The sequence below is a fragment of the Williamsia sp. Y844 genome, from assembly GCF_056786475.1.
Map to the genome: position 1 here is coordinate 168,786 of NZ_JBXCJB010000002.1, position 23,169 is coordinate 191,954.

At 63.2% G+C, this 23,169-nt stretch carries 22 protein-coding genes and 1 tRNA gene; 12 read left to right on the forward strand and 11 right to left on the reverse strand.

Going from position 1 to position 23,169, the window contains the following annotated elements:
* Positions 1-28: 28 nt before the first annotated feature.
* The 6 genes from AC1TQG_RS13185 to AC1TQG_RS13210 all read left to right on the forward strand — a co-directional run bounded on the left by AC1TQG_RS13185 (position 29) and on the right by AC1TQG_RS13210 (position 5,636).
* The gene (locus AC1TQG_RS13185) at positions 29-1,699 is read left to right on the forward strand and encodes a substrate-binding domain-containing protein (RefSeq protein WP_482137535.1); all 1,671 of its coding nucleotides are present in this window, start codon (positions 29-31) and stop codon (positions 1,697-1,699) included.
* 95 nt (positions 1,700-1,794) lie between these two features.
* Positions 1,795-2,286, forward strand: coding sequence for an FMN-binding protein (locus tag AC1TQG_RS13190; protein WP_482137537.1), 492 nt, complete (start codon positions 1,795-1,797; stop codon positions 2,284-2,286).
* An 86-nt stretch (positions 2,287-2,372) separates the two neighbouring features.
* On the forward strand, positions 2,373-2,897 hold the full coding sequence (locus AC1TQG_RS13195) for an FMN-binding protein (RefSeq protein WP_482137539.1): 525 nt from the start codon (positions 2,373-2,375) through the stop codon (positions 2,895-2,897).
* A gap of 11 nt (positions 2,898-2,908) precedes the next feature.
* On the forward strand, positions 2,909-3,769 hold the full coding sequence (locus AC1TQG_RS13200; RefSeq protein WP_482137541.1) for an FAD:protein FMN transferase: 861 nt from the start codon (positions 2,909-2,911) through the stop codon (positions 3,767-3,769).
* A complete protein-coding gene (locus AC1TQG_RS13205) occupies positions 3,766-5,286 on the forward strand; it encodes an oxidoreductase (protein ID WP_482137543.1) in 1,521 nt (506 codons plus the stop codon). The genes AC1TQG_RS13200 and AC1TQG_RS13205 overlap by 4 nt, the downstream gene beginning before the upstream one ends.
* A 131-nt stretch (positions 5,287-5,417) precedes the next feature.
* The gene (locus AC1TQG_RS13210) at positions 5,418-5,636 is read left to right on the forward strand and encodes a hypothetical protein (protein ID WP_482137545.1); all 219 of its coding nucleotides are present in this window, start codon (positions 5,418-5,420) and stop codon (positions 5,634-5,636) included.
* A 151-nt stretch (positions 5,637-5,787) separates the two neighbouring features.
* On the opposite strand, the gene AC1TQG_RS13215 is transcribed toward AC1TQG_RS13210, so the two are convergent.
* The 3 genes from AC1TQG_RS13215 to pruA all read right to left on the reverse strand — a co-directional run bounded on the left by AC1TQG_RS13215 (position 5,788) and on the right by pruA (position 10,169).
* Positions 5,788-7,344 carry an HNH endonuclease signature motif containing protein gene (locus AC1TQG_RS13215; RefSeq protein ID WP_482137547.1) on the reverse strand — a complete coding sequence of 519 codons (1,557 nt, stop codon included), beginning with the start codon at positions 7,342-7,344 and terminating at the stop codon, positions 5,788-5,790.
* Between the two features lie 192 nt (positions 7,345-7,536).
* Positions 7,537-8,496, reverse strand: a complete 960-nt coding sequence (locus AC1TQG_RS13220) for a proline dehydrogenase family protein (protein ID WP_482137549.1) — start codon at positions 8,494-8,496, stop codon at positions 7,537-7,539.
* Entirely contained in the window at positions 8,493-10,169 is a 1,677-nt protein-coding gene (gene pruA / locus AC1TQG_RS13225) for an L-glutamate gamma-semialdehyde dehydrogenase (RefSeq protein ID WP_482137551.1), read from the reverse strand. Before pruA ends, AC1TQG_RS13220 begins: the two co-directional genes overlap by 4 nt.
* A 94-nt stretch (positions 10,170-10,263) precedes the next feature.
* On the opposite strand from pruA, the gene AC1TQG_RS13230 reads away from it, so the two are divergent.
* Positions 10,264-11,874 (forward strand): PucR family transcriptional regulator, encoded by a 1,611-nt coding sequence (locus tag AC1TQG_RS13230; RefSeq protein ID WP_482137553.1) that lies wholly within the window; start codon positions 10,264-10,266, stop codon positions 11,872-11,874.
* 97 nt (positions 11,875-11,971) lie between these two features.
* Here AC1TQG_RS13230 and pgfA read toward each other — a convergent pair whose 3' ends face one another.
* Entirely contained in the window at positions 11,972-13,192 is a 1,221-nt protein-coding gene (pgfA, locus tag AC1TQG_RS13235; RefSeq protein ID WP_482137555.1) for a cell envelope lipid trafficking protein PgfA, read from the reverse strand.
* A 140-nt stretch (positions 13,193-13,332) separates the two neighbouring features.
* Between pgfA and AC1TQG_RS13240 the strand changes: the two genes are divergently transcribed.
* Positions 13,333-13,408 (forward strand) — tRNA-Arg (locus AC1TQG_RS13240).
* A gap of 55 nt (positions 13,409-13,463) precedes the next feature.
* Here AC1TQG_RS13240 and AC1TQG_RS13245 read toward each other — a convergent pair.
* The 5 genes from AC1TQG_RS13245 to phnD are packed head-to-tail and all read right to left on the reverse strand — an operon-like array spanning position 13,464 to position 17,404.
* Positions 13,464-14,045: a TetR/AcrR family transcriptional regulator gene (locus AC1TQG_RS13245; protein ID WP_482137557.1), complete on the reverse strand. Its 582-nt coding sequence runs from the start codon at positions 14,043-14,045 to the stop codon at positions 13,464-13,466.
* A gap of 17 nt (positions 14,046-14,062) precedes the next feature.
* A complete protein-coding gene (locus tag AC1TQG_RS13250) occupies positions 14,063-14,839 on the reverse strand; it encodes a tyrosine-protein phosphatase (RefSeq protein ID WP_482137559.1) in 777 nt (258 codons plus the stop codon).
* 2 nt (positions 14,840-14,841) lie between these two features.
* Positions 14,842-15,705 (reverse strand): phosphonate ABC transporter, permease protein PhnE, encoded by an 864-nt coding sequence (gene phnE, locus AC1TQG_RS13255; protein WP_482137561.1) that lies wholly within the window; start codon positions 15,703-15,705, stop codon positions 14,842-14,844.
* Complete coding sequence (gene phnC / locus AC1TQG_RS13260) at positions 15,689-16,504, reverse strand: phosphonate ABC transporter ATP-binding protein (RefSeq protein WP_482137563.1); 816 nt, start codon at positions 16,502-16,504, stop codon at positions 15,689-15,691. Before phnC ends, phnE begins: the two co-directional genes overlap by 17 nt.
* On the reverse strand, positions 16,505-17,404 hold the full coding sequence (gene phnD / locus AC1TQG_RS13265) for a phosphate/phosphite/phosphonate ABC transporter substrate-binding protein (protein ID WP_482137565.1): 900 nt from the start codon (positions 17,402-17,404) through the stop codon (positions 16,505-16,507).
* Between the two features lie 138 nt (positions 17,405-17,542).
* Here phnD and AC1TQG_RS13270 point away from each other — a divergent pair, with 138 nt between their 5' ends.
* Both AC1TQG_RS13270 and AC1TQG_RS13275 read left to right on the forward strand, forming a co-directional pair.
* Entirely contained in the window at positions 17,543-18,361 is an 819-nt protein-coding gene (locus AC1TQG_RS13270) for a maleylpyruvate isomerase family mycothiol-dependent enzyme (protein WP_482137567.1), read from the forward strand.
* Between the two features lie 27 nt (positions 18,362-18,388).
* Entirely contained in the window at positions 18,389-19,675 is a 1,287-nt protein-coding gene (locus AC1TQG_RS13275; protein ID WP_482137569.1) for a family 1 glycosylhydrolase, read from the forward strand.
* Here the strand turns inward: AC1TQG_RS13275 and AC1TQG_RS13280 are convergent.
* Positions 19,572-20,609: a hypothetical protein gene (locus AC1TQG_RS13280; protein WP_482137571.1), complete on the reverse strand. Its 1,038-nt coding sequence runs from the start codon at positions 20,607-20,609 to the stop codon at positions 19,572-19,574. The two genes, AC1TQG_RS13275 and AC1TQG_RS13280, sit on opposite strands and share 104 nt — an antisense overlap.
* Before the next feature lie 158 nt (positions 20,610-20,767).
* On the opposite strand from AC1TQG_RS13280, the gene AC1TQG_RS13285 reads away from it, so the two are divergent.
* Together AC1TQG_RS13285 and cobF are read left to right on the forward strand one after the other, a co-directional pair.
* The gene (locus tag AC1TQG_RS13285) at positions 20,768-21,574 is read left to right on the forward strand and encodes an SDR family oxidoreductase (protein WP_482137573.1); all 807 of its coding nucleotides are present in this window, start codon (positions 20,768-20,770) and stop codon (positions 21,572-21,574) included.
* Positions 21,575-21,578: 4 nt separating this feature from the next.
* A complete protein-coding gene (gene cobF, locus AC1TQG_RS13290) occupies positions 21,579-22,349 on the forward strand; it encodes a precorrin-6A synthase (deacetylating) (protein ID WP_482137575.1) in 771 nt (256 codons plus the stop codon).
* 64 nt (positions 22,350-22,413) lie between these two features.
* On the opposite strand, the gene AC1TQG_RS13295 is transcribed toward cobF, so the two are convergent.
* A complete protein-coding gene (locus tag AC1TQG_RS13295) occupies positions 22,414-23,160 on the reverse strand; it encodes a 3'(2'),5'-bisphosphate nucleotidase CysQ (RefSeq protein ID WP_482137577.1) in 747 nt (248 codons plus the stop codon).
* Between the last annotated feature and the right edge of the window lie 9 nt (positions 23,161-23,169).

Here is a 23,169-nt window from a genome sequence, read left to right on the forward strand (position 1 = left end):
GCGAACCTCGAAACAAGGGCGGTAACGGATGGGGCGGCATGGTGGCGACAGCAACGCTGGAGGCGAGTTCGGATTCAGCGGACACCGAGATGGGGACCGGGGGCACGGGACCGCATGGATATTGGGTGCGCTGGTTCTCGTAGCGCTGCTGGTGGCCGGTGTCATCCTGTGGCGGACGATCGGCAACGGGTCCGGTCCGGATTGTGACTCCAGGGAAGCCGTGTCCGTCGTCGCGGATCCTTCGATGGCGGCCACGATCAAACCGCTCGCGGGTACCGCGTCGGGCGACTCTTGCTTCGACTTCACGGTCTCCGCGGTCAGCGGCGCGAACGTTGCAGGGCAGCTCACCAAGGGGGAGAGTGCGCCGGATCTGTGGATTGCCGATTCGTCGACCCGTGCCCGTACGGTCACCGAGCAGGTCCGCGTCGGCAACGATGTGGTCGCCGAATCGGTCGCGGCAAGCCCCGTGGTGGTGGCAGGCAAAAACGTTCCGGCACTGGAGAACTGGGTCGATGTGATGAAGTTGCCGGGACTGCGACTCGGCAACCCGATCGACTCGAGTACCGGCGACGCCCCGATCATCGGCGCGCTGGCTGCCGAGCAGTCGGGCGCCATCGACACCAAGTCCTTCACCGACGGGATGACCCTGCTGGCGTTGCAGCAGGGCAACGCGCGGGTCGGTGGCGATTCCGATGGAGACCGGCTCGCCCTCGCCGGGGTGAGCGACTCGCCGACGGTGGTCAGTGAACAGCATTTCATCGAATACCAGCTCGCTGAGCCCAACAGTGGGCTGACGGCCTCCGTCCCTTCCGATGGCACCGTCGTCCTCGATTTTCCGATGCTGAACACCGCGTCGGCGGCTCGCAAGGAAATGGTGAGTAAAGCCGGTCAGGAACTGTTGGCGGCGATCACTTCCGACGACGGCGCGCAGACCCTGACCACCGCGGGCTTCCGCACCGGCGTCGATGCGCCTGCACCCGAGGGAGGAGTTGGCGATGTGACTGTTCTCACACCGGGTGATCCCGAGCGCGAGACAAAAGCGCTGCGGCAGTGGGCGGTGCTCGGTGTACCGATCCGCAGTCTGGTCGTCGAAGACGCGTCAGGGTCGATGTCGGCTCCGGCGGGGAACTCGACCCGGGCCGAGATGTTGGTGGAAGCCAGTCAGAACGGCCTGAAGCTGTTCCCCAACACCACCGCGTTGGGTACCTGGTTGTTCTCCATCAATATGGGTGGGAGGGGACAGGACTGGCTGCCTCTGGTGCCGATCGAACGCCTCGACACCGTAGGGGCCGATGGCCAGACCCACCGCGAGCGTCTGGAGTCCGAGCTTCTGACATTGCCTGACCGAGTGGGTGGCGCGACGGGCCTCTATGACACGACTCTGGCCGCGTACAAGGAAGTTCAGGACACCTACGACCCCAACTTCTCGAACAGCGTCATCCTGCTCACGGACGGACAGAACGAGGATGAGAACTCGATCACCCTCGATGAACTCCTTGCCGAGTTGAAGCGACTCGAGGATCCGGCTCGGCCGGTGCTGATCCTGACAATCGGCATCACGGAAGATGCTGATGCCGCATCGCTGAAGAAGATCGCGGAGGCGACGGGTGGCACCAGCTACGTCGCCAAGACCCCAGCCGATATCTCGACGGTGTTCATCGACGCCGTGGCAGCACGGATCGAAGCCGCCGGTCGTTGACAACGCCGGCCCGGCCTGACGATGTAGGTGAGACTAACCTAACAGTATTGTCGCAAAACGGACCATGGACCGGATAGATGCGGCACTATCTGGGTATGAGTTTTCTGACGACGTCCGCCCGAGCTCGAATTGTCAACGCCGGCAAGGCCGCATCGGTCGTTGCTGCCGCAACGATGGCCGTTGCGGCATGTGGAGCCGATGGCGACGACACGGCCGCGCCGGCTTCAGCTGCCACCGAAACCACCACCGCGGTCGGGTCCGGTGCGGCAGCGGGCAGCGAGTCGCCTTATGCCGACGGTGAGTACTCCGTGATCGGTGGCTACCAGTCTCCGGGCGGAAAGCAGGAGATCGGTGTCACGGTCACCCTGTCGAACTCGGTCATCACCGCACTGACGCTCGACACCAGCGGGACCACCGGACCTTCGGCCGATTTTCAGGGCAAGTTCGAGTCCGGCGTGATCGAACAGGGACTCGTCGTCGGCAAGAGCATCGATGAATTGAGCGTGAGCAAAGTTTCGGGGTCTTCCTTGACGGCCACCGGTTTCAATGATGCGATTGACCAGATCAAAACTGAGGCTGCAGCGTAAAAAGGCTGTTCGGCGCGTGCCTGAGAACTGAGAGTCTCCTGAAAAACGCGTTTCAAAAAGATCACGTTCAATTTTCAGGGAGCACAATGGATGCCATGACCTCGACATCAACGTCATCGGTGAAGAATCGGATTGCCAACGCGGGCAAGGTCGCTGCGGTCATCGCAGCCACCGGTGCCGTTATCGCGGCCTGTGGCGACGATGGCGACAGCAGTTCATCGGCCACAACTACCACCGCCGCAACCAGTGCTTCCGCGGTCGCCGAATCGGCAGCCGCCGGGTCCGCAGCGGCGGAATCCGGTACTGAGGCATCGGCATACGCCGATGGTGAATACAGCGCCTTCGGCAGTTACCAGTCACCCGGTGGCCGGCAAGAGGTCGGCGTGACGGTCACCTTGTCGAACTCGGTCATCACCGCGCTGACGCTCGATACCAGTCAGACCAAGGGCACGTCCTCGGAATTCCAGGGCAAGTTCGCGAGTGGGATCGACGCACTGGTGGTCGGCAAGAGCATCGATGAGCTCGATGTGAGCAAGGTTTCTGGATCGTCCTTGACCTCAGGCGGTTTCAACGACGCCATCGAGCAAATCAAAACCGAGGCTCAGGGCTGAACCTCGACGCGGTGACAAATCCGACGGTCTGGGAGTTCGAGGCACTCGGTACTTCGTGGGACGTGACTTTGCCCGGGCCGATACCAGATGGCCTGCGAGCGGAGATCACGCACGAGCTCGACCGAATTGATCGGGTGTGGTCGAGGTTTCGCGCTGACTCGATGGTTGCGGAGATGGCAGGGCGCGCCGGCCGGTACCCGATTGCACCGACCGACCAGCCGATGATCGATCTGCACCGCGAACTCTACGAGCTCACCGGTGCCAAGGTCACACCGCTTGTCGGCCAGACACTCGATGACGCGGGTTATGACAGTGGCTACTCGTTGACGCCTGCCGAACATGTTGCCGCAGTACCACTGTGGGACGAGGTGCTGACCAGTTGGTCGGGCGAGCTGGAACTGGCCAGGCCGGCGCTCATCGATGTGGGCGCGACCGGTAAAGGATTTGCCGTCGACCGGGTCGCGGGCCTGATCGCATCCCACGGGTTCGATCACTATCTGGTCAACGGCAGCGGGGACATCGCGGCCGGATCGGAACCCCACCGAATCGCGTTGGAGCATCCGGTTGATCCGACCAAAGCGATCGGCACAGTGGTGATCGAAGGCAATGCGATCTGCGGGTCGGCGAGCAATCGTCGGGCGTGGGCGGACTGGCATCACATCATCGATCCGACCACTTCCGCGCCCACCCGAGAGGTCTTGGCCACGTGGGCCATCGCCGACGACGCGATGACCGCCGACGGGCTGTCAACCGCCCTGTTCTTCTGTCCTCCTCAGAAACTGTTAAGCCGCTATCGGTTTGACTATGTGGTGGTACGGGCGAACGGCACCGTGGAACATTCGCATGCGCGAGAACTGGAGTTGTTTCTGTGAGGTACCTACGGCTTGTCGACCGGCTCTCGATGTACCGGTTCGTGTTGCTGGCACTGGTGGTGCTGGCCGTCTACTCATTTGTCGTGGCCGCATCGGATGCCGATTTCCAGTACACCGCAACAGAGTTGGCCGGCTCGCTGGCGATTCTTGTGGTTGTCTGTGCCGCCGTGACATATATCTGTGCGGCGATCGTGAGGGTTCCACCCGGTAGTGAATCCTGGCTGATCACCGCATTGATCCTGTTCTTCATCTTCCCTGGTGTCACCGATTCGGATACCGCATGGGGTCTGGTGCTGGCCGCGGCGATCGCGAGCGCATCAAAGTACGTGCTGGCGATCAGACGTCGGCACATCGTGAACCCGGCGGTGGTGGGTGCGGTGGTCAGCTACCTGTTCGCCTACTTCTCTGTCGGCTACTTCGCGTATCCGATCTGGTGGGTGGCGGCAGACGCCTTGCTGATCCCGATGATCGTGATCGGCGCGGCGGTCGTCTGGAAGCTTCGCGACTGGTGGATGTCCGGCATCTTCCTGCTGGCCTCGGTGATCACGATCGTCGTGGTCGCGCTCGATGACGGAACGCCGGTCGGCGACGCCCTCGATCTGGGATTCCAGTCGACACCGCTGCTGTTCGTGGCAGCGATCATGCTCACCGAACCTTTGACATCACCGACCACCCGCATCGCGCAGGGGATCTACGCAGCGGGAGTCGGCGTGCTCATGTACTGGGGTCAGACGTTCGAGATCACCTCCGACTACACGCTCGCCTTCGTTCCCGAGATGGCCCTACTGGCGGGCAGCGTGTTCACGTTCGTTGTCGCCCGCAGGTGGCGACGTCCGGTACTGACGATCAAGTCGGTGCAACCGATCGGTGTCGACACCTACGAGGTGCTCGCATCCCCTGGGCTGCGTTTCCGGTCTGGGCAGTGGGCTCAGATCTCTGCTCCCACCTGGAATCCGACGCCCGACAAGCAGGGCACCCGACGAGTGTTTTCGCTTGCCGGTGCGCCGGGCGAGTCGACCACACGGTTCGGCTTCAGCGCAGCAGGCAACACCTCGGCATTCAAGAAGCGGCTCATCGACAGCGGTGGAACGGGTACGAAGCTGTACATCGACGAGGTGGGCGGGGACTTCACCCTTCCACGCAAACTGTCGGCGCCGGTTGTGTTCATCGCGGGCGGTATCGGAATCACCCCGTTCCGATCGATGCTCGCCGACCTGCTGGACCGTGGCGGCGATCTGAAGAAGGTCTCGCTGATCTACGCGGCGAACGGTGACGATCGACTGGTGTACACCGATGTTCTCGACGCCGCCCGCGCGGCCGGTGCCACGGTCGTGACCGTGACCGGCGGGCTGGTGGGTGCCAGCGACATTGCGGCCGTGGCGCATCCCGGATCGCACTACTACCTGTCAGGTCCTCCGGCCATGCTCGATGCCATCAAGCCGATGCTGTTGCACGCTGAACCCGGACTGCGGTGGCAACCCTGGCGCTTGCACACCGATCGATTCATCGGCTACTGACGAGCACTTTTCACAGGGCGGGAACAAACCGCCGCCCCGGGTGCTCCTATCTTCGACCGCCGCACAGCTTCGACAGTCACAGGGCGGCACTTCCGAAGATCCGGCACCCGACACGAAAAGGACTCACCCTTATGGCAATCGAACAGTACGACACCAACGCCGACGGCTACTTCGACACCATCCTGACCGACACCAACGGCGACAACGTCGCCGACATCGTCGAATACGACACCAATGCCGACGGCTGGATCGACGAGGTCCAGACCGATTACGACTACGACGGCTACGTCGACGAGGTTGCCATGGACACCGACTACGACGGCTACTACGACACCGTCATCGCCGCCTGAGTGCCATCAGACCTCTCGACCGCGGCCATGTGCCGCCCTCCCGAAACCGGGTCACCTGAACACAGGTGGCCCGGTTTTGTGTGGTCGGGTCTGATGCCGGACTCGGGTCGAGGTGATTGCTCGTGGTCCCGAAACATGCTCGAGCGAACTGCTATTCGACTGGCTCGGGGTTCTCAACGTCCGGTTCGGGTTCCTTGCCGCGCGCCCGAGTGAGCTCTCCCAGTTGTTGGGCCAATGCTGCTCGGCGGTCGGCCAGAGTCTTTTCCCAGGCCGCTGCGAAGGTTTCGTTGACGTGCTGGGCACGGTTGACCCGCGGTTTACGTTCTGGATCCACCGACGATGGTGGTATCCACCCGACCCTGCCCTTGTCAGGGCCTTCGGTGATCATGATCGTCTGCCACTGACCCGGACCATCGCCCACCAACTTGTGGTGCGGCGGGCACGCTGATCCCATCAGATCGATGTCGGTCAGACCACCATTGATCCAGGCAATCAGATGATGGATCTCCACCCAGGTCGCCGGATTGGTGCACCCGGGGTGTGAACAGCCTCGATCTCGGGCGAACAACGCCAACCGCTGACCCTTCTGCGCGGTGCGTTTGGCCCGGGCGAAATACAGAACCTCGGCGCTGTGGCTAGCGAACACCGCCAAGTATTTGTCCGAACGCGCAGCCAGGTGCAGGGCCTCTTTGACCGGAATATCCACCCCCGAGGCGGTCTTGGCGATCCCCGCGCAATCCTCGAGCTGCTGTTTGGTCATCGTGATGATCAGCTGCGCCGGTAAACCCCGATGGGACTTGCCGAGCAGGTTGCACTCCAAAATCGTTTTCAAGATCGCCTTCAAAGCGTCGTGGCGCTGCTGGCCCATCGAGCGGGTATCACGCTCAGCCGCAGCCTTCATCAACTCCGGATCCTGTTTCGGATCATCGCTGGCACCGGACGGCGAGTTCGGATCGGCCGGATTATTCATGCCAGGTGCAGCCCAGACATCCATCACCGTCGTGAACAACGCCAACGTTTCCGGATCCAGCGTGCCGGAGATTTTCGCCATCAAGTCCACACCCTGATTACCCAAACTCACCGAACGTTTACGGGCCCGATCCGAATCGTCAGTCAACCGGCCATCGGGATCGACCCGGGCCAGCACCTGACGGCCCGACGCCGCCAGTTGGGTGGGGTCCTGGCCGACGGCCTCTTCGGTCATCCAATGATCGACCACGTCATACACCGCCGAATCCGACGCTGACGGGATGTGTTTGCGCACATCCAACATCACATCCATATGCGCTGCCCCGATCAACCCTTGGGACCAGGCCTGTTCGGCGGCAGGGCATTTCGGTGCCAGCTCTTCACCCTGCATCGTGTGAAACCGGCCGACTGCTTCCAACCCGCGGATCCTGGAGGTGGTTTGACCTTTGGTCAACCGCAACTCGCTACGGGTGAACCCGAACAGCGACGAATACCCAGCCTCGGTAAACGACGACCGATCCGAGACCCGCAACAGGTGCCGCAACCCGGTGAACTCGAGCTTACGAACGACCCGTTCATGCACCCGCACAAGCTCATTGACTTCGGAATCGGACATGTCGGAATCAGTGCAGTCCGCGATATCGGCAACCAGTAACTCCAACTCGAGGTACTTACGCACCAACACCGAAACCGAAGAAGGATCAACCGGAATCTCATCGGACGGATCGTCAGTCATCATGCCCCCCAGCACATCTGATCGAAATCTTTCAATCAGAATACCTCGGAATGCACATTGTGTCGAATGTTTGTTCGAATTAGGGGTCGGGCTCGACCGGCGAATTCCTTGTGAGGCAACGTGTTGCGCGCGTCAGTCGTGTAGGTCAACCCACGTCAAGACAAACTGGTGCCACTGAGGTGTAACTGCGAAGCTTCAACTGCGGGAAACCAAGGCGCGGAGGAAGAATGTCAGGTTCTCGGGACGCTCGGCCAAACGGCGCATGAAGTAGCCGTACCACTGGGAGCCGAACGGAACATAGACGCGGATCTGACGGCCCGACTGAGCAAGTCGTTGCTGCTCGGAATCACGGATGCCATAGAGCATCTGGTGTTCCCATTGATCGGTGTCCCGGCCGGCACCGGTGGCCATTGCCTCGGCGGCCGCCACCATCGCGGGATCGTGGCTGGCGACCATCGGATATCCGTCGCCGTCCATCAACACCTGCAGGCAACGTAAATAGGCCGCGTCGACGTCATGCTTGTCTTGGAAGGCGACGGTCGCCGGTTCGGCATATGCCCCCTTGCACAACCGGATCCGCGACCCGGGACCAGAGAATGCATGACAGTCGTCCTGGGTTCGATGCAGATAGGCCTGCAGCACAGTACCGAGATCAGGGAAGTCGGACCGCAACTCGTGGACGATCCGCAAGGTTGAGTCGGTGGTGGTGTGATCTTCGGCGTCGATGGTCACCCACACGCCGGCCCTGGTGGCGGCCGAGGCGATGCGGTGCGCGTTCTCCAGCGCGATCTTCTCACCGTGGCGGGGGAGTGCGCGGCCCAGCGCCGACAACTTCAACGACACCTCCATCGGATGGCCCGACCGCGTGAGGTCAAGTCCCGCAGCCATATCGATCAGTTGTAGATACGCCGCGACGGTCGCTTCGGCCTGGGTTTCGTCGGTGGTGTCCTCGCCGAGGTAGTCGATGGAGACCATCCGGCCGGATGTGAGCAGTGATCGGCAGGCATTTATGACGGTGTTGTGGGTTTCGCCCGGAACGAAGCGCTGCACAACATTTCGTGTCACCGGTAGACGGCCGCCCAGGCGCTTGATTCGATCACTGCGACCGGCGGCGGTGATGATGCCGCGGGTTGCGGCAGCGGTGGTTGGCCTCACGGTTGGTTGCTCGCGTCGTCGCGGTCCGTGTGCCCTGCGGCGTCGACTTCCATATGCGGATAGCCAGAACTTGTCGCCGGGGTGAAGGTCTCCTTGATGGTCCGGGTCGAGGTCCAGCGCATCAGATTCTGTTTGGATCCGGCCTTGTCGTTGGTTCCCGACGCGCGTCCGCCACCGAAGGGCTGTTGTCCGACCACCGCTCCGGTGGGTTTGTCGTTGATGTAGAAGTTGCCTGCGGCGTTACGGAGCCCGGACAACGCGGCACCGACAGCGGCGCGATCATCGGCGATGATCGCACCGGTGAGGGCGTAGCGAGCAGTCGAATCAACCTGCTGCAGAATCGAATCGAAGTTGTCGTCCGGATAGACATGGACCGACAGAATCGGCCCGAAGTACTCCGTGATGAAAGCTTCATCGGTCGGATCGTCACCGAGTAGCACTGTCGGCCGCACGAAGTAGCCCTCGGAGTCGTCGTGGTCGCCGCCGGCCGCGATCGTCAGCGAGGGTACAGATTTGGCCCGCTCGATGGCGGCAGACGATTTGTCGAAGGCGCGCTGGTCGATGACCGCACCGCCGAAGTTGGTCAGGTCTCGCACATCGCCGTAGCTCAGGTTGTTTGCTTCGGCGAGGAAGTCGTCGCCCATGGTGTCCCACACCGAACGGGCGATATATGCCCGCGAGGCCGCCGAACACTTTTGGCCCTGGTATTCGAAGGCGCCCCTGATCAGGGCGGTCCGCAGCACATCGGGATCAGCCGAACCATGCGCCAGTACGAAATCTTTACCGCCGGTCTCTCCGACCAGCCGTGGGTAGCTGCGGTAGCGGTCGATGGTTGCCCCGACCTCACGCCACAGATGCTGAAAGGTGTTCGTCGAACCGGTGAAATGGATTCCGGCCAGGTTCGGATCACGTAGTGCCACATCGCTCACCGCGACACCGTCGCCGGCAACAAGGTTGATGACACCGGGAGGCAGTCCCGCCGCTTCGAGCAATTTCATGGTGAAATACGCCGAATAAGTTTGTGTCGGTGATGGTTTCCAGACCACGGTGTTGCCCATCAACATGGGGGCGGTTGGAAGGTTTGCGGCGATGGCCGTGAAGTTGAACGGTGTGATCGCGTAGACAAAACCTTCGAGCGGGCGGTGATCGAGTCGATTCCACACCCCGGCGCTCGAGACCGGTTGTTCGGCGAGGATCTCACGCGCGAATCCGACGTTGAACCGCCAGAAGTCGACAAGTTCGCAGGGAGCGTCGATCTCGGCCTGCTGCACCGTTTTCGACTGCCCGAGCATGGTGGCTGCGGCGATCTTCTCGCGCCACGGACCGGACATCAGATCCGCCGCCCGCAACAGGATCGCGGCACGGGCATCGAAGTCGGTAGCCGCCCAACCCGGCGCGGCGGCCAGGGCTGCGTCCACCGCCGCGCGGGCGTCGTCGTGGGTGGCGTTGGTGAAGGTGCCGAGAACCTCGTCGTGAGCGTGGGGTTGCACAACCGGGGTCGGCGTTCCGGTGCCGGTGACATGGGCACCGTTGATCACGTGGGGTAGGTCGATCGGGGCATCGGCGGTGAGGCTGCGCAGCTCGGTGACGATGCGTCGGCGTTCCGGAGAGCCCGGGGCATAAGTGTGCACGGGTTCGTTGTGCGCGCGCGGGGGTGTGGTGATGGCATCCATCTCCCCATCACAGCCCCGCGGCGTTGCAGAAACGATAGCCAATTGGTCAAAGCGTCTGCATATGCTTGGTCCAGCTGAACAAAGGGGACTGCAGATGTCCGAACCTGGTATGTCGGCATCGATCACGCTCGGGCGCCTCCTCCTGGCCTTGGACGGCACGCTGGTGACACTGGTCGAAGCGCCTGACGGCCTGGATCGGTCCGTGTCGTCGATGGCTCTTCTCGACGATGATGATCTGCGCCTGGGCGTGGGGCGCGCGGCCCGCGGCGCCGATCTCGCACTGCTGGTCGGTGTCGGTGCCGATCAGGTGATCGCATGGCTGGCGACACTCGGGACCCGGACCCCCACCGCGATTCTGGTGAAGGCACCGACGACGACGTTGGTGCGCCGGGCGGCAGGCGCAGGCGTTGCGGTGGTGGCCGTCGACCCGCACGCCCGGTGGGAGCGCATCTACAACCTGATCGGGCGCGTGCTGGACCAGGCGCGCGCCGGAACGGCGGAATCGATGGCCAGCGGAACCGCCGGTGATCTGTTCGCGCTGGCGCAGGCCGTCGCGGACCGGACCGGCGGACTCGTGAGCATCGAGGACGCAGACTCGCACGTTCTGGCGTACAGCACCTCCGATGAGCACGCCGACCAATTGCGCCGACTGTCGATTCTCGGCCGCGAAGGTCCGCCGGAGATGCTCGACTGGCTGCGGCAGTGGGGGGTTTTCGGCGCCCTGCGAGCCGGGAAGGAGGTGGTGTCGGTGGCCCGGCGGGACGATCTGGGGCTCCGCCCACGCCTGGCCGTCGGCATCCGTGGACCAAGCGGGACAACGTATCTGGGAACGCTGTGGTTGCAGCAGGCCGACACCGATTTCGCGCCGGACTCCGCGGAGATCATCACCGGTGCGTCCGCGGTTGCCGCCCGCATCATCGCGCAGTCGGCGGCGATGCCATCCGTGCACGGCGAGCAGGTTCAGCGCTTGCTCGGCTTTCGGGGCGAGGGCGTCGACATCGCCTATCTTGCTCAGGCGCTGAACATTCCGTCAGACGGTCCGGTGGTTGTTGTCGGCCTGGCGGCGCGAGAACGTGACGATGACACAGGCGGGGGAGGTGATCCGGGGGAGCAGAACCTGCCGGCGCTCACACTGCACGCCAGTGCTTTTCGGCCTGATTCCGTGACCGCTGCGGTCGGCGGGCGGGTGTACGTGCTGTTCCCGCGGACGAGCTGTGGGCCTGCGACCGTGCGGTGGGCGCGGGCGACCGTCGCTGCGGCCGAACGTAGATTCGGGGTGCGGATCCGGGCCGTGGTCGCCGAAGGCGCCGGTGTGATCGATGCGGCCAGACTGCGGGGCGAGGTCGACCGGGTGATCGATGCTGCGCGCCGCGAGGGCGCGCTCATCGACACCGTGACCACCATCGAGCAGTCACGGACCCCGGTGCTCCTCGGTGAGATCGTCGGATTGTTGGCGGCCAACCCAGAACTGGTGGATCCCCGGGTGGCCGAACTCCGTGACTACGACGCTGCGCACGGGACCGAGTTGATATCGAGCGTGCGGGTTTACCTGGACGCGTTCGGTGATGTCCGGCTGGCGGCGGGCAAGTTGCACATCCATCCGAACACCCTGCGGTACCGGATACGTCGAACCCAGGAATTGACGGGGTTGGACCTGGCCGATCCCGCTTCGCGCCTGGTTGTGGCCCTCGCTCTTCGTATTTGATCGCTGAGCAAAGTCCGAGACCGCATATGACAAGAGCCCCCGAGCTTTCGCTCGAGGGCTCTTGTGGCGTTCGTGAGAGAGGCGGACCGGGGTGGGGTCAGCTCCTCGGGAACTGCTGGGTGTCGTCAGTAGCGGAGACCGTCGCCGGGGTGGGGCGCCGGAACAGCAGGATCACACCTGCGATGAAGAGCAGACCGCCGACGGTACCGAGGATCGCCGGAAGGATCACGCCGCCGAGGCGGAGCTGATCGACATAGCCGGAAGCCTTGTCGGACTGCCGTTCGACGGTGGTGTCTTGCCAAGCCATGGTCGCGGCGAAAGCGTCCATCCGGAAGTCACGGATCGGTTGGGCCAGATCAGGATCTTCCCAGCCCGGGGACTTGAAGTACTGATGCTGCTCTTCCAGCCCCTTGAGGATGGTGCCGGTCTGCGGCTCGACCCAGACGTGGCGAGTGGACTTCGCGAAGCGGTCCATCACAACTTTTTCCGTGGCCGGGACGCCTTGGATGCCCCACCAGCTCGCCGGCATCTCCAGCGAGGTGCCGAGTCCGGGCTCCCCGTTGGGGGTCGGAAGTGTCACCTGATCGACCTCGGGCACGTCGCTGACGAAGTGGTACGCGGTGAGGCCGTTGATCTCTTCTTCTTCGACGAACGTGGCGGTGACGTCCTGTCGGGAGTTGGAGTCGTAGTAGATCTGATCGGTCTTCTCGACGTCGAAGCCGAACTTGTACTGGTATCCCTCGCGAGGCGCTTCGACGAAGTTGTCGGCGTCCTCGATGGTCACCTCGCCTTCGGGTGCCTGGATGGTGTGGATGCGGGCGATGTTGCCATTCGGCTTGCTGGTGTCGCGATCGACGGACACGACGTCGACGTTCGAGGTGAGAACGGCATCTTCACAGGTGCGCTTGGCGTTCGCCGGCTCCGCGGTGGGTTCGTAGGTCTCGTCGCCGTCGCGGATCAGGTCGATCATTACGGTCTGCCCGGACTGCAGTGTTGCCTGATCGGAGTTCGACGGGTTGATGATGATGCTGCGACGCTGCTGGGTCAGATGCGCATCAAAGACCTGTGCCTTCGGTTCGCTGATCGAACAGCGGTTGAAGACGCGTGCCGGGGTGTTGTTGTCATCGGTCAGTCCTGCGGGAACCGACGTCGCCACAGAGGTGATATCGAGGTCCAGAGGAACCACTTTGAGCTTGGGGACCAGCCACAACGGAACTGCGAGTGCAGCGGTCACCATGGCGATCCCGATGAAGATCAACGCCGGTGCCAAAATCTTTTTGATGTCATACCCCTCTCGAACGGCGACAAGCGAGCTCAAGTATTACAGCAGTCGTCCGATCGGTTACGCCTGGTCGACGATTCCGGCATACCTGGCGTGTTGCGGTGAGCGCATTCGGGGCCAACTTCGTGCCCGACCCCGGGTATTGTCATCGCGCAGGTAAAGTCTTCACGCGAAGCGCCTTAGTAGCTCAGGGGATAGAGCAACCCTCTCCTAAAGGGTAGGTCGCAGGTTCGAATCCTGCCTAGGGCACCACGTCCGCCGAATGGGTGGACAACTGCGCACAGCGGCAGCGCACGGTGAGTACCTCTCACTTGTTGGTGGTGACAAGTGAGAGCAATGACCGCAACGACGCCTCGATGCGGGGACCAGCGGGATCGCCGCCCAGATGCTGGTAGGCGACCACACCGACGATGGCATCGATCAAGTGGTCGGCAGGGATCGGGAGATCGACCTGGCCGGCACCGACCCCGCGATCGATCGCGTCCAGGAGACGGTGCCGACGGTGGCTGGTGTGCCGGGCGTGGTTGAGATCCCGGATCTTGGGATCGCTCAGACCCAGCTGAATGCGAACGTGTGCGGCCTCCGCCTGTTCCGGAGTCAGCTGGTTGCCGGTTATCCCCATGATCTGCAGGATGTCCGCGACAAAGTCGCCGGTGGGCTCGAACTGTTCTGACGGGCGAACGCTGTTGAGTGCGGCGACGATGAGCTCTTCCCTGGTGGACCACCGGCGGTAGATGGTTCCCAGTCCGGCTCCGGCGCGTCGCGCGATCGCGCGAGTGGTGACGTCGCGATGCGAAGGCGATTCACGGAGCAATGCCAGCACTGCGGCGAACACCCGGGATTCGACGTCGACATCGAACGGCCGCCCGGGCCGCGCCGCAGTTGGCACGACCCCGCCGGCCGGGTTCATGCGTGTGCCGACGTCACACGCCGGTGCAGGGTGTCGATCAACCCGTCGGTGAGTCCGGCCGCGCGCAAGGGGCCGAGCGGGTCTCCGTGACGTTCGCGCAGTACCCGCAGCATCGTGGCCATCGCCTCTTCTGAGAAGTCCTCACCGGTGGCGGCAGCCGAGTATTGGCCCAGATCGATTCCGGTCGCAGCGATCAACTGGCGCATCGACGGGGCAGTTCTGGCCTTGATCGCCTGGACATTTGGTCCGGTGGCGGCATAGTCGGCGATGATCGCCTCGTCACCTGCGCCGAGCGCGAGGAGTATCGCCGCGGCGAGCACCCCTGTGCGGTCTTTGCCTGCCGCGCAGTGAAATGCGATGGTGCCCTGACTGAAGGCGGTCAGCGCCAGCGCGTTCACCAGTGCGCCTGCGGATGACTCGTACAGGTCGGCGTAGCCCTCACCCATCCCGACCGCATCCCTCGGACCCGCCAACGCATGTGTATCCGTTGGGAATTGGGTGAGCAGTGGCAGGTGATGGTAAGCGACACCGAGATCGGCCAGCGGGCCACGGCCGGTGGTCCTGGTTTCCTGTGCGCTCTTGAGATCGATGACCGCACTCAGACCGTCCGCCACCAGCTCTGCGGCGAAATCGATTGTGACCAGCGATAAATCGTCGGCTCGCAGAATTCTTCCGGGACGGACCACGCCGGTGGCAGTCGAGATACCGCCGAGGTCTCGTAGATTGACCGGGATGGACAGTGGCAGTGGTGTGGAAGCGAGTTGAACTGTCATGGTCAGGTGAGCTTTCTTCTGATGATCGCGCTGATCCGGTCGATGACCGTGACCAGGACGACGATGCTGATGATGATGGCGCTGAGGTGGCCGTAGTTGTACATGCGCATGGCCGTGGTCAATTCGAGTCCGATTCCGCCGGCACCGACCATGCCGAGGATGGTGGCTCCGCGGACATTGCCTTCGAAGAGCAGCAGCGTGTACGAGACGAGCATGGGCGCGGCCTGCGGCACGATGGCATAGCCGACCACCTGACGACGGCTGGCGCCCACCGACTCGAGTGCTGTGATCGGGCCGGTGTCAACGGCTTCCATCGCTTCGGCGTATACCTTGCCGATCGTTCCGATGGAGCCGAGTGTCATCGCGAGAATGCCTGCGAAGGGTCCGAGTCCCACTGCCGAGACGAACATCAACGCAAAGACCAACTCGGGCACCGAGCGGATGACGTTCATGATCCAGCGGGTCGGGTAGTAGACCCAGGGTGGACTGATGTTGCTCGCCGCGGCGAAGGCCATCACGAGCGAGCACAGTGCGCCCAGCACGGTCCCGACCACGGCCATCTGTACGGTTTCGATCAGCAATTCGACGATGACGTCGAACTTGTCCCACGTCGGCGGAAACAGGCGGGAAAGGAACTCCCACATGTTGACCGAACCGTCGGCGAGCTTGGTGAAGTTGAACTCGCCGCCGGCAAACGACCAGATCAGAACAACTACGGCAACGGGCAGCGCAGCGATCACCCCACGTCGTGGGAGATGGAACGCACTGGTGAGTCGCTGCCGATCCGCAGAACTCAACTCGGGTTGGAGGTTGATTCTCTTGGGCAAGGTGTCGGTTGAGGTGACCCGTTCACTCGTCGTCGGCACCGGGGACCTCCTGGTCGTAGAGCGGGGTCAGGTCGTCTGCCGAGAGGTTGCTCGTGTGGTCGGTGATCATGGTGTGTCCGTGCTGCAATCCGATGATCCGGTCGCTGTACTGCAGCGCGAGATCGACCACGTGCAGACTGATCAAAACGGGGATGCCTTCGGAGTGCGCGATGTCGCGCAGAAGCGAGAGCACCGAGGCGGCCAGCCGTGGATCGAGTGAGGCCACCGGTTCGTCGGCCAAGATCAGTCGGGGTTGCTGCATCAGTGCACGTGCAATCGCCACCCGCTGTTGTTGGCCGCCGCTGAGTGACCGCGCCGGTGAGGTGGCCTTGTTCTCGATTCCGACCCGGTCGAGCAGTTCCAGAGCCCGCATGCGCTGGACGGACGAGAAGCCGCCCATCCAGTTGACCGGACCGGCCCGATGAAGTCCTCCGGTGAGGACATTGGTCATCACCGACAGGCGCGGAATCAGGTTGAACTGCTGGAAGACGTGACCCACTTCCGAACGCAGATGCCGCATGTCGCGTCCGGAGGTGCGCGTGACATCGCGGTCGGCCACCACGAGCGAGCCGCCCGCCAGCGGTGTGAATCCGGTGATGGTCCGCATCAGTGTGGACTTCCCGGAACCCGACGATCCGAGCAGGGCCACCACCTCACCGGGGTGCAGGTCGATGTCGACACCGTCGAGCGCAACGGTGTTCCCGTAGGTGACGCGGATACCGCGCCCGGTCACGATTGCCCGCTCGGGAGACGGGACGGAGTCACCGCGGATGGGCGCGGCGAGCGCTGTTTCTGCCATTTAGCCCAAGTCCTTGAGCTGGACACCGGCGACCGCGGCGATCTCGTTGAGCGGATCGAAGATCGAGGAATCCGGGTTCGGGATCGGCTCACCGGTGGTTCCCTGCGCGAGAACACCGAGTTCATCGGCGTGGTCGGCGAAGACTCCGGGAAGCACTTCGAGGAGCTTGTCGCGGGTTGCCTGATTCATCTCGCTGCGGACCAGGATGACCATCGCCACGGGCATCGACGCACTCTGTCCGACGTTGCGGGTTTCGCCCTCGGTGAAGATGCCGTACTTGACCGCCATCGAGGTGAGTACGTTGGCCGTGCACGCGGCGTCGACGCTGCCCTGTTTCAGTGCGGCCCATCCGGCATCGTGTCCGCCGGCAAAAATGGCTTCGTAATCCTTGCCCTGGGTCAGACCGGCTTGAGCGAGCATGTGAACGGGCATGAAGTACCCGCTACTCGACGCCTGATCGGCGAAGGCGATCTTCTTTCCGCGCAGGTCTTCGGGCGAATTGATGTCGGAGTTCGCCATCACCATGCAGGTGGAGACGGGTTTGCCGTCCGAAGCAAACGCCAACAGCGGGTCGACCTCTCCGGTGTTCACGGCCAGTGCAGACGGGAAGGCACTCATCAGACCGAGGTCGACGTGCTGGCTTCGCAAGGCTTCGACAACGCTGAGGTAGTCGGGCACGTCGGTGACGTCGACGCTCATCCCGGTGGCTTTGCCGACCAGGTCGGTGAACACATCGACGGGGTTCGATGCGGTGACGTCGTCGCCGATGGGTGTCATGGCGACTGTGACGGTGGTCTGCGGTTCAGACGAGGTGTCGTCGGTGGAATCGGAGCTGCAGGCGCTGAGCGCAAGAGCGGCGACCGCAAGGAGTGCGGCGGTCAGGGAGAGACGCTTGTTCACGGGGGACCTTTCGGAAGCGGTGTTACCGAAAGGGAATGAAACCCTGCGCAAAAAGACGGGAATTACGGAAACGGCGACATCGAAATTGCATCCAGATGAACATCTACGGCTGGGGCGTTCGACGTATCGTCATCAGCCATGAGCCGAACGATCTTGCCGAAGGAACCACTCGTCGACGCGATGTCGGCGGCGTGGTCAGCTGTCGAATCCCTGGCGACGTCAGTCACCGATGAGCAATGGCAGAGTCCCTCGATTCTGCCGGGATGGTCGGTGGGTGACGTGGTGGCCCATGTCATGACAACCGAGCGCATGCTGCTCGGTGACGCGTTGCCGGAGGTTGCCGCCGACGTGGATGCCTTCGACCACGTCCACAACAGCATCGGCGTGATGAATGAACGCTGGCTCGAGTTCTACCGGGCGCAGGATCGTGCGACCGTGCTCGCCGACTACCGGGATGTCATTGCGCGGCGGAAGAATGCGCTGGCGATGATGGGCCAGGCCGACTTCGACGCCGATTCGTTCACTCCGGCAGGCCCGGACACGTTTGGCCGGTTCATTCGGGTCCGCGTCTTCGATAGTTGGATGCACGAATTGGACCTCTGCGACTCGCTTGGCCTGCCGTTGCCCGTCGATCGGATCGCCGCCGAGGTGGCGTTGGACGAGATCGCTGCCAGCATGCCGTTTGTTGTCGGGAAGAAGGCAGCCGCCCCGGACGGCAGCCGGATCCGCATCGTCATCGAGGGATCGGTGTCGCGGACGTTGAACATCGCGGTCGACGGCCGGGCGGGAATTGTTGATGAACTCGATCGAATTCCAGATCTGACCTTAGTGATCAATTATGCTGAATTTGCTCGGCTGGTCGGGGGTCGATCGACTGGTGATCTTCGTTCCGCTGTCATCGACGGCGACCGGGTGCTCGGCGAAAGAATATTGGCCAACCTGGCCTATGTGATGTGAGCGGGCAGCGAATCTTGGGTAGGGAAGATGCGACGACTGTTGGCGGTGATCCTCCCGCTGATATGTGTGATCGCGATTCCGGCCGCACCCTCCGCCGCCCAGGACGCCGGACTCGGGTCCGAGTTTCTCTGGGGCGTCGGGTCAGCCGGATTTCAGGCCGAGGGCTCCTCTCCTGACAGCAACTGGCTGCGCTACTCCAACAGCGATCGCGTCGACGAGCCGGTGGGCACGTCGGTCGACTTCCGGAATCGCTTTGAAGAGGACATCAACAACGCCAAGGCCATGGGCGTGGGCGTGTACCGATTCAGCGTGGAGTGGGCCAGAATCCAGCCGCAGCCGGGCATGTGGGATCAGCGCGAGCTCGAATACTACGACCGCGTGATGCACTACATCCTGCTGGCCGGGATGCGTCCGATGATCACGCTGGACCATTGGGTGTACCCGGGGTGGGTGGCCGACCGCGGTGGTTGGAACAACCCGACCATGGCGCAGAGTTGGCTTGCCAACGCGCGCAAGGTGGTTGACCGGTATGCCCAGTTCAACCCCATCTGGGTCACCATCAATGAGCCGATCGTCTATACGTACCTCAAGGAATTGTCCTTCGGCGGTGTCGAAGCGCAGAACGTCCCGTTGATGCTCGATCAACTGGTGCGGGTCCATCGCAGCATCTATGACCACATCCACTCGATTCAGCCCGGAGCCTGGGTGACGTCCAACTCTGCGTATCTGCCGACCGTCCAACCGGCACTGGATGCGATGTTTCTCGATCGGATCGCAGACAAGCAGGACTTTGTCGGTATCGATTACTACTACTCGGTGGCGACGACAGATCTGAATACGTATAACGCCGCGACCGACCAGTTCTGGAAGGCGTCATCGTCGGCCGATGGCCTCTACTACGCGTTGCGCTACTACGCGCGGAAGTTCCCCGGCATGCCCCTGTACATCGTCGAGAACGGAATCCCCACCGAGAACGGGAAGGCGCGACCCGACCGGTATCAGCGGGAAGATCAGTTGCGCGATGCGGCGTACTGGATCGCCAGGGCCCGCGCCGACGGGATGAACGTGGCCGGCTACAACTACTGGTCGATCACCGACAACTACGAGTGGGGCAGCTACACACCACGTTTCGGCCTCTACCAGGTGGACGTGATCTCGGACCCGACGCTGACCCGCAAGCCGACCCCGGCCGTCGCGGCCTACGCCGATATCATCGCCAACGGAGGCGTTCCGGCCAACTATCGGCCCACCCGCCCGCCTGATTTCTGTTCTCTTGTGGATGCTCCAACGAGCTGCAGTCAGCCGGTACGGTGAACGACGACCGATCAAAGCCGTCATCGAATTCTGATCTGGCCGCTTGTCCCTCCCCGGTCAAATTCTCCTGTGCCGAGCGTTCGGCTTCGGCAGATCCGAACATCGCAACCGCAACCGCGCCGAGGACGGCGAACGTGAATCCGGCGAGCGCCAGCCACTGCATGCCGGGCACCGTCGAGTCGCCGAGCCAGAGCACCCCGACGATCCCGGGCGCCGCGGTCTCCCCGACAACCAGTGCCGCCGTCGACCCGTTCACCTCGCCCAGTTGCAGCGCCACGGTGTGCAGATAGAACCCCGCCGCACCCGCGATGGCGATCACCCACGCGGCCGGATCGGCCAGGATGGTCGGCAATGAGAGCGGATCGATGCCGTCGAGAATGCGGACGCCGATCACGACAGCGCCGAACAACAGACCCGCTGCGGCGCCGGCGGCCACCGACCCGGCACGTCCCATCCGGCGAACCGTGAACAGCGACAAAACCACCAACACGACGGTCACGGCCAACAGTGCCCAGTGCAGCGACGGCGGCGTCGGGTAGTCGCTGTGCGGCTGCGACGCCGAACCCAAGAGCAGCAGTGCCACCAGCACCGTGCCCATCGCGATGTAGTCGCGCGGGTGCAGTTTGATCCCGAGTATCCGCATCCCGAGAAGTGCCGTGACGATGAGGTTGCCGGCGACAATGGTCTGCGACAGGAACAGTGGCAGCATCCGAGCCGCGCCTGCACCGGCAACGAATCCCAGTACGTCGAAGATCGCCCCCGCGACAAAGGCCCCGGTCATCGCGGTGGCAACAGTTGATCGCCACGATGGCGACCCGGCTGCGGTGGACATCCGGTCATCGTCGACGTGTGCGCGGGCCGCCTGCCGTGCTCCGAGGGCCTGCATCACCGACGATAGGCCGTAGCCCACCGCCGCGATGATTGCCAAGCTCACTCCGAGCAGCATGTCGATTTCCCTTTCGCGTGTACTTCTTGGTTGCAACACCTCCAGGATGCTCAGGTATTTCCCAGATTCGCCATTGATTTTTCACAGTCGACGACGTCGAGGGTGTGCTGGTGCCCTCCGGGAGGGTCGGGACCTAGGGTTGAGCGATGAGCCAAACCGTCTTGATCACCGGTGCATCGAGTGGGATCGGCGCCGAAGTCGCCCGCCAATTGGTCGCGCGCGGACTCACTGTCCTCGGTACCAGTCGCAGGCCCGGCGCCATCGAGAATCCGATCCCCGGTGTCACCTACCTCGAACTGGACCAGAATGACCCGGCCAGTATCGCCCGCTGCGCGGAGCAGGCCGGAGCGGTCGACATCCTGATCAACAACGCAGGCGAATCGCAGATGGGCCCACTCGAGGACACCCCGATGGAGGCCATCGAAAAGCTGTTCGCCACCAATGTCTTCGGACCGATCGCACTGACGAAGGCCGTTCTTCCCGGAATGCGGGAACGCGGGCGCGGCACCATCGTGATGGTCGGTTCGATGCTTTCGAGTTTCCCGCTCGCCTTCCGATCGTCGTACGGCGCCACCAAGTCCGCGCTCAAAGCCTTTGCCGACGGCAGCCGCCGCGAGCTCGCGCCGTTCGGGGTCGCGATCTGCACCGTGGAGCCGGGCACCATCGCCACCGGTATCGGCGACCGGCGTGGGTATTTCATCGCCGACAACTCGTCCTATCGCGGTGACTACGACACGGTCGCCGCTGCCACCCGCCGCAACGAGGATGCCGGTCTGGCCGTCGGGCCGATGGCCGAAGTGATCGTCGAGGCGGCGCTGTCGAAAGACCCGAAGCCGTTGTACGCCAAGGGGAACCGCGCGCCGATCGTATTCGCGCTACGCCGGATTCTGCCGCGCCGGACGATCGGTGACATCACCGGCAGATTCCACGGACTTTCGAAGGCAAGGCCCTGAGGACATGCGAAAGCTACTTGTCATCGGCATCGGGCCAGGCGATCCACGCCAGATCACCATCGAGGCCATCGATGCGATGAAATCCGTCGACACATTTTTCGTCCTCGACAAGGCTCCCGAGCGTGGTGTTGCGGTCAAACAATCCCTGGTGGGCCTGCGTAAGGAGATCTGCGACCGCTACCTCGACGGGGACTACCGGTTTGTCGAAGTCCCCGATCCGCCGCGTGACCGGAATCCGGACGATTATGCCGCCGAGGTCCGTCGCTGGCACGATGCCCGCGCCGACCTGATCGAGCAGGCTCTGGCCGACGAACTGGGCGAGGATGGTGTCGGGGGGATTCTGGTCTGGGGTGATCCGGCGCTCTACGACAGCACGTTGCGCATTGTCGACACCATCGTTGCGCGCGGGCGCCTGGACCTTGACCACAGCGTGATCCCGGGTATCACGAGTTTTGCGTCGTTGACCGCGGCTCACAAGATCCTGCTCAACCGCATCGGTGAGCCCATCCACATCACCACCGGACGCCGCCTGGCCGAAACCCCGGCCGGAGCGGCGGCCAATCAGGTGGTGATGCTCGACGCCGATTGCACATTCCTGCAGACGGCCTCGCCCGACGATCACATCTGGTGGGGTGCCTACCTCGGCACGCCAGATCAGCTCCTGATCTCCGGCACCGTCGGTGAGGTCGGTGAGCAGATCCGCGACACCCGGACCGCAGCGAGGGCACGCCACGGCTGGATCATGGACATCTACCTGCTCCGCGCACCCCGATGATGTGGCCTTTTGGCGAACAAAAGCCCAGGTGGGCACCGCCAAAAGGGCACATTATCGGGTGGGGCTAGGCGATCTCGGCGAGCGCAGACAGGATTGGGTCGCGGAGTTCAGAGCGGCAGATGACAAAGTCGGGCATGAACGGGCTGCGCCGGTTGTATTCGAGTTCAGTTCCGTCGATACGGCTGCAATGCAGCCCGGCGGCCTTGGCGACCCCGACGGGCGCGCAGTTGTCCCATTCGTACTGCCCACCGGCATGGACGTAGGCGTCGGCATCACCGCGGACGACGGCCATGGCCTTGGCACCTGCCGAACCGATCGGGATCATGTCGAGTCCGAGCCGCTGTGAGACGTGGCCGGACTCGTAGGAGGCCCAACCCCGCGAGGCGACCATTCGGCCGGTCAGTTCGCCGTCGACGGTCGGCACGGTGTCGGTGGTGTACACCTCGCCGATTGCAGGCAGCGAGACCGCGCAGTCGGCCGGTTGACCATCGATTGTCAGGGCGATGTGGACCGCCCAGTCGTCGCGGCCGGAGGCGAACTCGCGGGTGCCGTCCAGCGGGTCGATGATCCAGACCCGGTCGGCGGTGAGCCGCCTGCCGTTGTCGGTGGCCTCTTCGGAGAGCACCGCGTCGGCCGGGCGGTGCTGTGAAAGAACCGCACCGATCCAGGCCTGTGCCATCGCATCACCGACATCACCGAGCAGATATCCGCCCAGCAGATGCTGATACCGGATGTCCACCAGGATCTTCCCGGCGCCTTCGGCCAACATTCTGGCCAACTCGGCATCGGTCACCGAACCACTGGAGCGCATCTGGTTACT

What these genes read in the sequence shown, in the direction of transcription:
- AC1TQG_RS13250 (WP_482137559.1), bottom strand. Translation starts at nt 14,839, where the DNA reads ATGACAGTTCAACTCGCTTCCACACCACTGCCACTGTCCATCCCGGTC.
- AC1TQG_RS13195 (WP_482137539.1), top strand. Translation starts at nt 2,373, where the DNA reads ATGGATGCCATGACCTCGACATCAACGTCATCGGTGAAGAATCGGATT.
- phnC (WP_482137563.1), bottom strand. Translation starts at nt 16,504, where the DNA reads ATGGCAGAAACAGCGCTCGCCGCGCCCATCCGCGGTGACTCCGTCCCG.
- AC1TQG_RS13270 (WP_482137567.1), top strand. Translation starts at nt 17,543, where the DNA reads ATGAGCCGAACGATCTTGCCGAAGGAACCACTCGTCGACGCGATGTCG.
- AC1TQG_RS13190 (WP_482137537.1), top strand. Translation starts at nt 1,795, where the DNA reads ATGAGTTTTCTGACGACGTCCGCCCGAGCTCGAATTGTCAACGCCGGC.
- AC1TQG_RS13275 (WP_482137569.1), top strand. Translation starts at nt 18,389, where the DNA reads ATGCGACGACTGTTGGCGGTGATCCTCCCGCTGATATGTGTGATCGCG.
- cobF (WP_482137575.1), top strand. Translation starts at nt 21,579, where the DNA reads ATGCGAAAGCTACTTGTCATCGGCATCGGGCCAGGCGATCCACGCCAG.
- AC1TQG_RS13210 (WP_482137545.1), top strand. Translation starts at nt 5,418, where the DNA reads ATGGCAATCGAACAGTACGACACCAACGCCGACGGCTACTTCGACACC.
- AC1TQG_RS13285 (WP_482137573.1), top strand. Translation starts at nt 20,768, where the DNA reads ATGAGCCAAACCGTCTTGATCACCGGTGCATCGAGTGGGATCGGCGCC.
- pruA (WP_482137551.1), bottom strand. Translation starts at nt 10,169, where the DNA reads ATGGATGCCATCACCACACCCCCGCGCGCGCACAACGAACCCGTGCAC.
- AC1TQG_RS13230 (WP_482137553.1), top strand. Translation starts at nt 10,264, where the DNA reads ATGTCCGAACCTGGTATGTCGGCATCGATCACGCTCGGGCGCCTCCTC.
- AC1TQG_RS13295 (WP_482137577.1), bottom strand. Translation starts at nt 23,160, where the DNA reads ATGCGCTCCAGTGGTTCGGTGACCGATGCCGAGTTGGCCAGAATGTTG.
- AC1TQG_RS13215 (WP_482137547.1), bottom strand. Translation starts at nt 7,344, where the DNA reads ATGATGACTGACGATCCGTCCGATGAGATTCCGGTTGATCCTTCTTCG.
- AC1TQG_RS13185 (WP_482137535.1), top strand. Translation starts at nt 29, where the DNA reads ATGGGGCGGCATGGTGGCGACAGCAACGCTGGAGGCGAGTTCGGATTC.